The organism is Bacillus sp. 0102A (genome assembly GCF_036765155.1).
Taxonomy (GTDB): Bacteria; Bacillota; Bacilli; order Bacillales; family Bacillaceae; genus Bacillus; species Bacillus subtilis_G.
The window spans coordinates 268,202-280,674 of the sequence record NZ_JBAIZW010000002.1 but is presented as its reverse complement, the minus strand read 5'-3'; the positions used below and the strand labels follow the sequence as shown (position 1 = coordinate 280,674).

At 43.1% G+C, this 12,473-nt stretch carries 14 protein-coding genes; all 14 read left to right on the top strand.

Features of this window, described 5'->3' with window-relative positions:
- Positions 1–3: 3 nt before the first annotated feature.
- The 14 genes from rulR (at position 4) to dpaB (ending at position 12,458) form a co-directional block, all read left to right on the top strand.
- The gene (rulR, locus tag V6D41_RS05815; protein ID WP_010334283.1) at positions 4–279 is read left to right on the top strand and encodes a glucose-induced regulator RulR; all 276 of its coding nucleotides are present in this window, start codon (positions 4–6) and stop codon (positions 277–279) included.
- Between the two features lies 1 nt (position 280).
- Complete coding sequence (locus V6D41_RS05810; protein WP_087991633.1) at positions 281–583, top strand: YlxQ family RNA-binding protein; 303 nt, start codon at positions 281–283, stop codon at positions 581–583.
- A gap of 19 nt (positions 584–602) precedes the next feature.
- Complete coding sequence (gene infB, locus V6D41_RS05805; protein ID WP_333517574.1) at positions 603–2,750, top strand: translation initiation factor IF-2; 2,148 nt, start codon at positions 603–605, stop codon at positions 2,748–2,750.
- Positions 2,747–3,025: a DUF503 domain-containing protein gene (locus V6D41_RS05800; protein WP_010328005.1), complete on the top strand. Its 279-nt coding sequence runs from the start codon at positions 2,747–2,749 to the stop codon at positions 3,023–3,025. The genes infB and V6D41_RS05800 overlap by 4 nt, the downstream gene beginning before the upstream one ends.
- A gap of 16 nt (positions 3,026–3,041) precedes the next feature.
- Entirely contained in the window at positions 3,042–3,395 is a 354-nt protein-coding gene (gene rbfA / locus V6D41_RS05795; protein ID WP_009967251.1) for a 30S ribosome-binding factor RbfA, read from the top strand.
- An 83-nt stretch (positions 3,396–3,478) separates the two neighbouring features.
- Entirely contained in the window at positions 3,479–4,408 is a 930-nt protein-coding gene (gene truB / locus V6D41_RS05790) for a tRNA pseudouridine(55) synthase TruB (RefSeq protein WP_333517573.1), read from the top strand.
- Positions 4,409–4,426: 18 nt separating this feature from the next.
- Entirely contained in the window at positions 4,427–5,377 is a 951-nt protein-coding gene (gene ribF / locus V6D41_RS05785; protein WP_333517572.1) for a bifunctional riboflavin kinase/FAD synthetase, read from the top strand.
- A gap of 156 nt (positions 5,378–5,533) precedes the next feature.
- Positions 5,534–5,803 (top strand): 30S ribosomal protein S15, encoded by a 270-nt coding sequence (rpsO, locus tag V6D41_RS05780; protein WP_003154182.1) that lies wholly within the window; start codon positions 5,534–5,536, stop codon positions 5,801–5,803.
- Positions 5,804–5,975: 172 nt separating this feature from the next.
- Positions 5,976–8,093, top strand: a complete 2,118-nt coding sequence (gene pnp, locus V6D41_RS05775; protein WP_087991637.1) for a polyribonucleotide nucleotidyltransferase — start codon at positions 5,976–5,978, stop codon at positions 8,091–8,093.
- 116 nt (positions 8,094–8,209) lie between these two features.
- Complete coding sequence (locus V6D41_RS05770; protein WP_333517571.1) at positions 8,210–9,169, top strand: polysaccharide deacetylase family protein; 960 nt, start codon at positions 8,210–8,212, stop codon at positions 9,167–9,169.
- 39 nt (positions 9,170–9,208) lie between these two features.
- On the top strand, positions 9,209–10,438 hold the full coding sequence (locus V6D41_RS05765; RefSeq protein WP_148961802.1) for a M16 family metallopeptidase: 1,230 nt from the start codon (positions 9,209–9,211) through the stop codon (positions 10,436–10,438).
- A 77-nt stretch (positions 10,439–10,515) separates the two neighbouring features.
- Positions 10,516–10,773 (top strand): YlmC/YmxH family sporulation protein, encoded by a 258-nt coding sequence (locus V6D41_RS05760; RefSeq protein ID WP_003238478.1) that lies wholly within the window; start codon positions 10,516–10,518, stop codon positions 10,771–10,773.
- Positions 10,774–10,959: 186 nt separating this feature from the next.
- A complete protein-coding gene (gene dpaA / locus V6D41_RS05755) occupies positions 10,960–11,853 on the top strand; it encodes a dipicolinic acid synthetase subunit A (protein ID WP_333517570.1) in 894 nt (297 codons plus the stop codon).
- Between the two features lie 2 nt (positions 11,854–11,855).
- On the top strand, positions 11,856–12,458 hold the full coding sequence (dpaB, locus tag V6D41_RS05750; RefSeq protein ID WP_087991641.1) for a dipicolinate synthase subunit B: 603 nt from the start codon (positions 11,856–11,858) through the stop codon (positions 12,456–12,458).
- Positions 12,459–12,473 lie beyond the last annotated feature (15 nt).

The following is a 12,473-nucleotide window of genomic DNA, read 5'->3' as shown; positions in this document are numbered from 1 at the left end:
TAGGTGAATAAACACAAGAAGATCCCGTTACGCAAATGTGTAGTGACTGGTGAAATGAAGCCTAAAAAAGAATTGATCCGAGTTGTACGTTCGAAAGAAGGCGAAATCTCAGTAGACCCGACCGGAAAGAAGAACGGGCGGGGTGCTTATTTAACGCTGGATAAAGAGTGCATCTTAGCAGCAAAAAAGAAAAACACTTTGCAAAATCAATTTCAATCACAAATCGATGACCAGATTTTCGAAGAATTGCTAGAGCTGGCAGAAAAGGTGAAAAAATAAAATGTCTGGAATGGAATGGTTTCCCTTGCTGGGTCTGGCCAATCGAGCTCGTAAGGTCGTGTCAGGCGAGGACTTGGTAATTAAAGAAATCAGGAATGCGCGTGCAAAGCTTGTCCTGCTTACAGAGGATGCATCATCTAACACAGCGAAAAAAGTAACCGACAAGTGCAGCTATTATAAAGTCCCTTATAAAAAAGTCGAGAGTCGCGCGGTTCTTGGACGCTCTATCGGTAAAGAAGCCCGTGTCGTTGTCGCCGTCACTGACCAAGGTTTTGCGAATAAGCTGATCAGCTTGCTCGATTAATATTTTTGGGGGTGAACGAATGGCTAAAATGAGAGTATACGAATATGCAAAAGCATTAAATGTTTCAAGTAAGGAAATTTTGACCGCACTGAAAAACATGAATTTAGAAGTGAATAATCACATGGCCATGCTTGAAGAAAAGGCTATTAAACAGCTTGATGCCAAATTTAAAAAAGGCGGCGCGGCCGTTAAATCTCAAAAGCCTGCAGAAACGAACAAAAACAAACAGACGCAAGGGGTTAATCAGCAATCTGCTGGAAATCAACCAAATAAAATTCGAGACGGAAAGAAGAATGACGTGCAGAATAATCAATTTAACAAAAACAAGAAGAATAACAACAACAAAAAAAATAAACGCAACAACAACAATAAGAATCAATATCAGCAAAAGCCTGTAAAGCCGAAAAAAGAGCTTCCTGAGAAAATTACATTCTCCGGCACTTTAACAGTCGGCGCATTGGCTGAGGAGCTTGGCAAAGAGCCTTCAGAACTCATTAAAAAGCTGATGCTTCTTGGCGTAATGGCAACCATTAACCAAGAGCTTGATAAAGATACAATCGAACTCATTGCATCAGAATATGGTGTAGAAACAGAAGAAGTCATTGTACTTGAAGAAACAGAGTTGGAAAAATATGAAGAGCCTGATAAAGAAGAGGATCTTGAAATTCGTCCTCCTGTCGTGACGATCATGGGTCACGTTGACCATGGGAAAACGACGCTTCTTGACAGCATCCGTAAAACGAAGGTTGTTGAAGGAGAAGCAGGCGGAATCACTCAGCACATCGGTGCTTACCAAATTGAAGAGAACGGCAAGAAAATTACGTTCTTGGATACCCCAGGCCACGCCGCATTTACGACAATGCGTGCACGCGGTGCAGAAGTAACTGATATTACGATTCTCGTTGTGGCTGCAGATGACGGTGTAATGCCGCAAACTGTAGAAGCGATTAACCATGCAAAAGCAGCTGAGGTTCCAATTATCGTTGCTGTGAATAAAGTTGATAAAGAATCCGCAAATCCTGACCGTGTGATGCAAGAACTGACGGAATACGGACTTGTTCCTGAAGCTTGGGGCGGAGAAACCATTTTTGTTCCGCTTTCCGCTTTAACCGGAAAAGGCATTGATGAACTCGTTGAAATGATTTTGCTTGTCAGTGAAGTAGAGGAACTCAAAGCGAATCCGAAACGCCAGGCAAAAGGAACGGTTATTGAAGCGGAACTTGATAAAGGCAGAGGGTCAGTTGCGACATTGCTCGTACAGACTGGGACACTGAATGTCGGTGATCCTATCGTAGTTGGCAATACATTTGGCCGTGTCCGTGCCATGGTCAACGATATTGGACGCCGTGTAAAAACTGCCGGCCCGTCAACTCCGGTTGAAATTACCGGTTTGAACGATGTCCCTCAAGCTGGAGACCAATTCCTTGTCTTTAAGGATGAAAAAACAGCTCGTTCTGTCGGGGAAGCCCGTGCTTCGAAACAGCTTGAAGAGCAGCGCAGCGATAAAGCGAAACTCAGTCTAGATGATTTATTCGAGCAAATTAAACAAGGTGATGTAAAAGACATTAACCTCATCGTAAAAGCTGATGTTCAAGGATCTGCTGAAGCCTTAACGGCCGCACTTCAAAAAATTGAAGTAGAAGGCGTTAAAGTGAAAATCATCCACACAGGCGTTGGTGCAATTACTGAATCTGACATTATCTTGGCATCTGCTTCCAATGCAATTGTTATCGGGTTTAATGTGAGACCGGACGGAAATGCTAAGAGTACGGCTGAAGCTGAAAATGTAGATATTCGTCTTCACCGTATCATTTACAAAGTAATCGACGAGATTGAAGCTGCCATGAAAGGTATGCTTGATCCTGAATATGAAGAAAAAGTAATTGGCCAAGTAGAAGTACGCCAAACATTCAAAGTATCTAAAATAGGTACAATTGCCGGCGGATATGTTACTGAAGGAACCATTACGCGCGACAGCGGCCTCCGTTTAATTCGTGACGGCGTCGTCATCTTCGAAGGCGAAGTAGACGTTTTGAAACGTTTTAAAGACGATGTGAAAGAAGTTTCACAAGGCTATGAATGTGGTATTACAATTAAGAAATACAATGACATTCGCGAAGGTGACATCCTGGAAGCTTATGTCATGCAAGAAATTGAAAGAAAGTGATCGGATTTGCGGAATGTGAATGCATCATTTATGATGCAGGATCGCTAAAAGAAAAGCGTGCCGTTCTGAAGCGGGTTTTAACCAGGGTTCAAAACAAGTTCAATGTTTCGATTTCGGAGATTGACTATCAGGACACATGGCAAAGGACCAGCTTCGGAATCGCCGCTGTTTCTTCCTCTCGCGTTCAAACAGAAAAAGAGCTGCAGCGCGTCCTAGCGTTTATCGATTCTTTTCCTGAAATTGAACGGACGATCACTAGGACAGAGTGGTTTTAACTTAGAGGTGATTGAATTGAGTATGAGAGCAAACCGTGTCGGCGAGCAAATGAAAAAAGAACTCGGTGATATTATCAGCCGCAAGCTGAAAGATCCGAGAATAGGTTTTCTGACAGTAACGGATGTACGTGTATCAGGTGATTTGCAAATTGCAAAGGTGTATATCTCGGTTCTCGGCGACGAGAAAAAACGGGAGGAAGCGCTGAAAGGGCTGGCAAAGGCGAAAGGATTTATTCGATCTGAAATCGGCAGCCGCATCAGACTTCGAAAAACGCCTGAAATTGAATTTGAGTTCGATGAATCAATCGATTACGGAAATCGAATCGAAACGCTGATTCACGAATTACATTCAGAGAAACCATCTGAATAAAAAATGGAGAGGATAGGCGTATATCGTCTGTCCTCTTTTCTTCGTTTTAAAGAGAAAAAACCAAAAGAAGGAGTGAAGGACAAATGGTTAACGGAGTTCTCCTTTTACATAAACCGGTTGGCATGACATCGCACGACTGTGTCATGAAGATCCGAAAACTGTTAAAAACAAAAAAAGTAGGACATACGGGAACACTCGATCCAGAAGTGTCAGGTGTACTTCCGATTTGTGTGGGAAGGGCGACAAAAATAGTCGAATACTTGACTGAAAAGTCTAAAACATATGATGCGGAAATAACACTTGGCTTTTCAACGACAACAGAGGATCAGACTGGCGAAAGGGTTGAAACTAAGCCTGTCAATCACGCCATTGATAAAGCAGATGCAGTAAAAGTTTTAAATAGCTTAAAGGGTAAACAAGAACAAATTCCTCCCATGTATTCCGCTGTCAAAGTAAACGGCAAAAAATTATACGAGTACGCAAGAGCAGGGATTGAGGTAGAACGTCCAAAACGTATGATTACTATTGAAGACATTGCCCTGACGACAGAGATTAAACATAATGGAGAAACGGCAAGCTTTCGGTTTACAGTGACATGCTCCAAAGGGACCTATGTAAGGACGCTGGCGGTTATGATCGGAGAAAAACTCGGATATCCGGCTCATATGTCTCATTTAATCCGTACGGCATCCGGAGACTTCTCTCTCGACGAATGCTTTACCTTTGATGAACTGGAAACACAGGCCCAGTCCGGGACCGTGGGAGAGCATACAGTTCCTATTGAAGGCGCGCTCAATCATTTGCCGAAATGGATCATAAGTGATACATTAGCTAAGAAAGTAGAAAATGGGGTTTTGCTTGAGACGCCCGAGCAGTTTTCCGAGATGACAAGCGAAGACCGTATTGCTGTCTTTACGGAATCTGGAAATTGTTTGGCGATCTATTTTCCCCATCCTACAAAAAAAGGGCTGTTAAAGCCGGCAAAAGTATTGCTGCAAAAAAGCGAACAATAGAAAAAAGGTGACCGTTCTGTGAAGACGATACATATTACACATCCTCATCACTTAATCAAAGAGGAGCAGGCAAAGTCTGTGATGGCGTTAGGGTATTTTGACGGCGTTCATCTAGGACATCAAAAGGTAATCGGTACAGCGAAGCAGATAGCTGAAGAAAAGGGCCTGGCATTAGCTGTGATGACCTTTCATCCTCATCCTTCCCATGTATTGAGGAGGAATCAGGAGCCAAAGGATCTGATTACGCCTCTGGAAGATAAAATAAACCAAATTGAACAATTAGGCACAGAGATTCTGTATGTCGTTAAATTTAATGAAGCATTTGCTTCTCTTTCTCCTAAGCAGTTTGCAGACCAGTATATTGTCGGTCTTAATGTACAGCACGCTGTTGCGGGCTTTGACTTTACGTACGGCAAATACGGTAAGGGAACAATGGAGACCATGCCGAATGATTTAGATGGAGAAGCTGAGTGCACAATGGTAGAAAAATTAACGGAACAAGATAAAAAAATCAGTTCCTCGTATATCCGTACCGCGCTTCAAAACGGAGACGTTGAATTGGCGAATGTCTTGCTTGGACAGCCTTATTTTATAAAAGGAATTGTCATTCACGGTGATAAAAGAGGGCGGACCATCGGGTTTCCGACAGCAAATGTCGGTTTAAATAACAGCTATATCGTTCCGCCGACGGGTGTATATGCCGTAAAAGCGGAAGTGAACGGCGAAGTCTACAACGGCGTTTGCAATATCGGCTATAAGCCGACATTTTATGAAAAACGCCCGGAGCAGCCTTCAATCGAAGTCAATCTGTTTGATTTTGATCAAGAGGTATACGGAGCCTCTATAAAAATTGAGTGGTATAAACGGATTCGGAGCGAGCGGAAATTCAATGGCATCAAAGAATTAACAGAGCAAATTGAGAAAGACAAGCAGGAAGCCATCCGTTATTTCAGCAATTTGCGGAAATAACATGCAATGTACACAAATTTCATTTTAAAATATTTGCATATAGGCGCGATTTTTAGTATGATAGTTTGCGTAGTCTTAAAACCATTGCTTGGCAATCCGAAGTCACCGACGGTTGCTAGGTAACTGGGGCTAAATATGATTTGGAGGTGAAACAGGATGGCAATTACTCAAGAGCGTAAAAACCAACTCATCAGTGAGTTCAAAACACACGAATCTGATACTGGATCTCCAGAAGTTCAGATCGCTATCCTAACTGACTCAATTAACAACTTGAACGAGCATTTACGTACTCATAAGAAAGACCACCACTCACGTCGCGGTCTTCTTAAAATGGTAGGTAAGCGTCGTAATCTTCTTACGTATCTACGTAATAAAGACGTAACTCGTTATCGTGAGTTAATTAACAAACTAGGCTTACGTCGATAATCGTAAAAAGCGGGAGGATTCCCGCTTTTTTATCGTATTAAAGCGAAATTTCTTATAACAAATCATTGAAATCCTTTTACATACTACTTTGACATTGATATGTTCAATTCATTTCGTTCATAATAGGAGTAATTGATTATTTCACACAACGAAGAGAGGAGTTCGTAATCGTATGGGACAAGAAAAACATGTCTTTACCATAGATTGGGCCGGAAGAACGCTTACCGTTGAAACCGGCCAGCTTGCCAAACAGGCAAACGGTGCTGTTATGATCCGTTACGGTGATACAGCAGTGCTTAGTACAGCAACCGCTTCAAAAGAACCAAAACCGCTTGATTTCTTCCCGCTAACTGTAAATTATGAGGAAAGATTATATGCGGTAGGGAAAATTCCGGGCGGATTTATTAAAAGAGAAGGGCGTCCAAGTGAAAAAGCGGTTCTTGCCAGCCGTTTAATCGACCGTCCGATCCGCCCTTTGTTTGCTGATGGATTCCGTAATGAAGTTCAAGTCATCAGCATTGTCATGAGTGTTGACCAAAACTGCTCTTCTGAAATGGCTGCTATGTTCGGTTCATCTCTGGCTCTTTCTGTATCGGATATTCCGTTTGAAGGACCGATTGCAGGGGTTACTGTCGGACGCATTAATGATGAATTTATCATTAACCCGACAGTCGATCAGCTTGAGAAAAGCGACATCAATCTTGTCGTTGCCGGCACGAAAGATGCCATTAACATGGTAGAAGCGGGAGCGGATGAAGTTCCTGAGGAAACCATGCTTGAAGCCATTATGTTCGGCCATGAAGAGATTAAACGCCTGATTGCATTCCAAGAAGAAATTGTAGCAGCAGTCGGCAAAGAAAAATCAGAAATTGCGCTCTATGAAATTGATGAAGAGCTTAGTGAAAAAGTAAAAGCTTTAGCAGAAGAAGATTTGCTGAAAGCCATCCAGGTTCATGAAAAGCATGCCCGTGAAGATGCCATTAATGAAGTGAAAAAAGCAGTTGTGGCGAAATTCGAGGATGAAGAGCATGATGAAGACACAATCAAGAAAGTGAAGCAGACTTTGTCCAAGCTGGTGAAAAATGAAGTGCGCCGGTTGATTACTGAAGAGAAAGTAAGACCGGATGGCCGCGGTGTCGATCAAATCCGCCCGCTTTCTTCTGAGGTCGGCCTCTTGTCAAGAACTCACGGATCAGGGCTGTTTACAAGGGGACAAACACAGGCTCTCAGCGTATGTACGCTAGGCGCTCTTGGAGATGTGCAAATCCTTGACGGCTTAGGTGTCGAAGAGTCGAAACGGTTTATGCATCACTACAACTTCCCGCAATTCAGCGTTGGGGAAACAGGGCCAATGCGCGGACCGGGACGCCGTGAAATCGGACATGGAGCACTGGGTGAGCGTGCGCTTGAGCCAGTTATTCCGTCTGAAAAAGACTTCCCTTACACTGTCCGTCTTGTATCAGAAGTGCTTGAATCAAACGGTTCTACGTCTCAAGCAAGTATTTGCGCAAGCACACTTGCAATGATGGATGCCGGTGTACCAATTAAAGCCCCAGTTGCGGGTATTGCGATGGGTCTTGTCAAATCAGGCGAACATTACACTGTTCTGACTGACATCCAAGGCATGGAAGACGCGCTTGGAGATATGGACTTTAAAGTAGCCGGAACTGAAAAAGGCGTCACAGCGCTGCAAATGGACATTAAAATCGAAGGACTTTCCAGAGAGATTCTTGAAGAAGCGCTTCAGCAGGCGAAAAAAGGAAGAATGGAAATTCTTAACAGCATGCTTGCGACATTAAGCGAATCAAGAAAAGAGCTTTCTCAATATGCACCTAAGATTTTAACAATGGCCATTAATCCTGATAAGATCCGCGATGTCATCGGGCCAAGCGGAAAACAAATCAATAAAATCATCGAAGAAACCGGTGTTAAAATTGATATTGAACAGGACGGCACCATCTTTATTTCTTCAACAGTTGAAAGCAGCAACCAAGAAGCGAAAAAGATCATTGAAGACCTTGTCAGAGAGGTTGAAGTCGGCCAGCTTTACCTAGGTAAAGTGAAACGAATTGAAAAATTCGGAGCTTTCGTTGAAATTTTCAGCGGAAAAGACGGTTTGGTGCACATTTCAGAGCTTGCGCTAGAACGCGTAGGAAAAGTTGAAGATGTTGTGAAAATCGGGGACGAGATTCTTGTCAAGGTCACTGAAATTGATAAACAAGGACGAGTCAATTTATCCCGTAAAGCGGTGCTCCGTGAAGAGAAAGAAAAAGAAGAACAACAATCTTAAATGAAAACATAAAAGGAGCCTGGGAGACCCGGCTTCTTTATTTTGAAGCTTTTAAAATGCAGGCAGGTTCTACCTTGTCCTTATCCTTCATAATGTGAGGTGAGGGGGGACAGAACATGTACAAAAAATTTGTGCCGTTTGCCGTTTTTCTATTTCTTTTTTTTGTCTCATTTGAGATGATGAAAAATCCGCACACACTTGATTATATAGGGGCAATGAAAAAAGATACGGTGACTGTCACGGCGTCCAAAGACCCGCTATATGAAGAATTGCTTCAAAAAGCGCCGGAATATGAAGTTAGGCCCCAGGATGCCAGAGTAGATAAGGTCTGGAAAAGCATTCCCGGTTACAATGGGTTGATGGTCAATATTGAAAAATCATATAAAAAAATGAAAAAGCACGGCGAGTTTCGGGAAAACGATTTGGTGTACAGGCAAGTAAAACCAAACATTCATCTTGAGTCTCTTCAGCCTGAGCCTATTTATAAAGGAAATCCTGACAAACCGATGGTGGCTTTTTTAGTCAATGTGGCATGGGGAAATGAATATTTAGAAAAAATGCTCCCTGTTCTGCAAAAGCATCAGGTCAAGGCTACGTTCTTTTTAGAAGGCAATTGGGTGAGGAAAAATGAACAGCTTGCTAAGAAGATTGCGGAAGAAGGACATGAAATCGGAAATCATTCATACAATCATCCGGATATGAGCAAACTGACTACAGGAAGAATTTCCGAGCAGCTCGACAAGACAAATGAGCAAATAGAAAAAACGCTCGGTGTTAAGCCGAAGTGGTTTGCTCCGCCGAGCGGAAGTTTTAGAAAAGCGGTCGTCGACATTGCAGCTGAGAAACAGATGGGAACAGTCATGTGGACAGTTGATACGATCGATTGGCAAAAACCGGCTCCGTCTGTACTTCAAACGAGAGTGTTAAGCAAGATACATAATGGTGCCATGATTTTAATGCATCCGACTGACTCTACGGCTGAAAGTCTTGAAGCGCTGATTACAAAGGTAAAAGATAAAGGATACGCGCTTGGAACAGTCACCGAACTAATGGATGAAACAAGACTGTTGAAGTAACTGATGCAGGCAGCTTGTCTTTGAATAGGAGGAACAAATTTGATTAAACGATATACGTGTCAAAATGGTGTAAGAGTTGTGCTGGAAAATAACCCGACAGTCCGTTCTGTTGCGATCGGCGTGTGGATCGGCACCGGTTCGCGGCACGAAAAGCCGGAGATAAACGGGATTTCTCACTTTTTAGAGCACATGTTCTTTAAAGGGACGAGCACAAGATCTGCACGCGAGATAGCAGAATCTTTTGATCGTATTGGCGGTCAGGTCAATGCGTTTACCTCAAAGGAATATACCTGCTACTATGCAAAGGTGCTTGACGAGCATGCAAATTACGCACTGGACGTATTAGCAGATATGTTTTTTCATTCCACGTTTGATGAAAACGAGCTGAAAAAAGAAAAAAATGTAGTATATGAAGAGATTAAAATGTACGAAGATGCGCCGGACGACATTGTACATGATTTACTGAGCAAAGCCACTTACGGCAATCATTCTTTAGGCTATCCTATTCTTGGTACGGAAGAAACGCTTGCTTCCTTCAACGGCGACTCTCTCAGACAATACATGCATGATTATTATACACCGGACCGAGTGGTCATTTCGGTAGCGGGCAATATATCTGACAGTTTTATCAAAGATGTAGAAAAATGGTTCGGGTCATACGAGGCGAAAGGCAAAGCGACAGGCCTCGCGAAGCCCGATTTCTACACGGAAAAACTGACGAGAAAAAAAGAAACAGAGCAGGCTCATTTATGCCTTGGCTTTAAAGGCCTTGAGGTTGGCCATGAACGCATTTATGATTTAATTGTCCTGAATAATGTGCTCGGAGGCAGCATGAGTAGCCGCCTGTTCCAGGATGTCCGTGAAGATAAAGGGCTCGCTTATTCTGTTTACAGCTATCACAGCTCTTATGAGGACAGCGGTATGCTTACCATTTACGGCGGGACCGGTGCAAATCAGCTTCAGCAGCTGTCAGAAACAATTCAAGAAACCCTTGCTACATTAAAACGCGAAGGTATTACCTCTAAAGAGTTGGAAAACAGCAAAGAGCAAATGAAGGGAAGCTTGATGCTGAGCTTAGAAAGCACAAACAGCAAAATGAGCCGAAATGGAAAAAATGAACTGCTGCTCGGCAAACATAAAACTTTAGATGAGATCATCAAGGAATTAAACGCCGTAAACTTAGAGCGAGTCAACGGCCTTGCCAGACAACTGTTTACTGAAGATTATGCACTGGCACTCATCAGCCCCTCCGGCAATATGCCATATTAAAAGGAAAAGCCTGCCCCATAACGGAGCAGGCATTTTTTAATTCCTTTAATCATACATAGTACAAGGGGGTGACAGACATGCGGCTCAGTGAATTATCAGGAAAGGAAATTGTAGACATCAAAAGAGCTGAACGGCTGGGAGTACTCGGCCAGACCGATTTAGAAATCAATGAACAGGATGGACAGATTACGGCACTCCTCATTCCGACAGTTAAGTGGTTTGGTTTGAGAAAACACGGTCAAGACATTCGTGTCCCCTGGCATCATATTCAAAAAATCGGATCAGATATGATCATATTAGACGTGCCTGAGGAAATGTCTCCTCGGCAAGAGTAAGAAAAAAGCCCAAAAGAATGTAGTGCGGGCTCCAAAGTAAACTTATGAAACATCGGCTTCGGCAGCCGGTGTTTTTTTCTATGAAAAAAGCGCGTTTTAATTCACCGGTATTTCCTTTTGATCATAAGATGAAGGGGAGCTTAACAACTAGAGATCCAGTATATACAAAGAAGGTGAACGTTTAAAATGTTAACCGGATTGAAAATTGCAGTTATCGGCGGTGACGCAAGACAGCTCGAAATAATAAGAAAGCTCACTGAACAGGAGGCTGACATCTATCTTGTCGGTTTTGACCAATTGGATCACGGTTTTACCGGAGCAGTAAAATGCAACATTGATGAAATTCCTTTTCAGCAAATAGACAGTGTTATTCTCCCAGTGTCTGCAACAACAGGAGAAGGTGTCGTATCGACTGTATTTTCGAATGAAGAGGTTGTGTTAAAACAGGAGCATCTCGACAAAACACCTGCACACTGTGTCATTTTCTCAGGAATTTCTAACGCCTATTTAGAAAACATTGCAGCTCAAGCAAACAGAAAACTTGTTAAGCTGTTTGAACGGGATGACATTGCGATATACAATTCTATTCCGACAGTAGAAGGAACGATTATGCTGGCTATTCAGCACACGGATTATACGATACACGGGTCTCAGGTGGCCGTTCTAGGTCTGGGGCGCACCGGGATGACGATTGCCCGCACATTTGCCGCGCTTGGAGCGAATGTAAAAGTGGGGGCAAGAAGTTCAGCGCATTTGGCACGTATTACTGAAATGGGACTCGTCCCTTTTCATACCGATGAGCTGAAAGAGTATGTAAAAGATATAGATATTTGTATTAATACAATACCGAGTATGATTTTAAATCAAAAGGTACTTTCTAGCATGACACCAAAAACTTTAATATTGGATCTGGCCTCACGTCCCGGGGGAACGGATTTCAAATATGCCGAAAAACAGGGGATTAAAGCACTTCTTGCCCCTGGTCTACCAGGAATTGTCGCTCCTAAAACAGCTGGGCAAATCCTCGCAAACGTCTTGAGCAAGCTATTGGCTGAATTACAAGCTGAGGAGGGGAAGTAAGCATGTCGTCATTAAAAGGAAAAAGAATCGGGTTTGGGCTGACTGGATCGCACTGCACATATGAAGCGGTTTTCCCGCAAATTGAGGCCCTGGTCAACGGAGGGGCAGAAGTCCGTCCGGTTGTCACTTTTAACGTAAAATCCACAAATACCCGATTTGGAGAAGGAGCGGAATGGGTTAAAAAAATTGAAGACCTGACCGGATATGAGGCCATTGATTCGATTGTAAAGGCAGAGCCCCTTGGGCCGAAGCTGCCCCTTGACTGCATGGTCATTGCGCCCTTAACCGGCAACTCAATGAGCAAGCTTGCAAATGCTATGACAGACAGTCCGGTGCTGATGGCGGCAAAAGCGACAATCCGAAACAATAGGCCAGTCGTTCTTGGTATCTCGACAAATGATGCTCTCGGTTTAAACGGAACAAATTTAATGAGGCTCATGTCAACAAAAAATATCTTTTTTATTCCATTCGGGCAAGACGATCCATTTAAAAAACCGAATTCAATGGTAGCCAAAATGGATCTGCTTCCGCAAACCATTGAAAAGGCGGTTATGCATCAGCAGCTTCAGCCGGTTCTGGTTGAGAATTATCAGGGAAATGACTAAATTTACAGAAAATCT

Coding starts and splice junctions, on each gene's coding strand:
- truB (WP_333517573.1), top strand. CDS start 3,479: ATGGTTAACGGAGTTCTCCTTTTACATAAACCGGTTGGCATGACATCG.
- dpaA (WP_333517570.1), top strand. CDS start 10,960: ATGTTAACCGGATTGAAAATTGCAGTTATCGGCGGTGACGCAAGACAG.
- pnp (WP_087991637.1), top strand. CDS start 5,976: ATGGGACAAGAAAAACATGTCTTTACCATAGATTGGGCCGGAAGAACG.
- rpsO (WP_003154182.1), top strand. CDS start 5,534: ATGGCAATTACTCAAGAGCGTAAAAACCAACTCATCAGTGAGTTCAAA.
- infB (WP_333517574.1), top strand. CDS start 603: ATGGCTAAAATGAGAGTATACGAATATGCAAAAGCATTAAATGTTTCA.
- dpaB (WP_087991641.1), top strand. CDS start 11,856: ATGTCGTCATTAAAAGGAAAAAGAATCGGGTTTGGGCTGACTGGATCG.
- V6D41_RS05810 (WP_087991633.1), top strand. CDS start 281: ATGTCTGGAATGGAATGGTTTCCCTTGCTGGGTCTGGCCAATCGAGCT.
- V6D41_RS05760 (WP_003238478.1), top strand. CDS start 10,516: ATGCGGCTCAGTGAATTATCAGGAAAGGAAATTGTAGACATCAAAAGA.
- V6D41_RS05770 (WP_333517571.1), top strand. CDS start 8,210: ATGTACAAAAAATTTGTGCCGTTTGCCGTTTTTCTATTTCTTTTTTTT.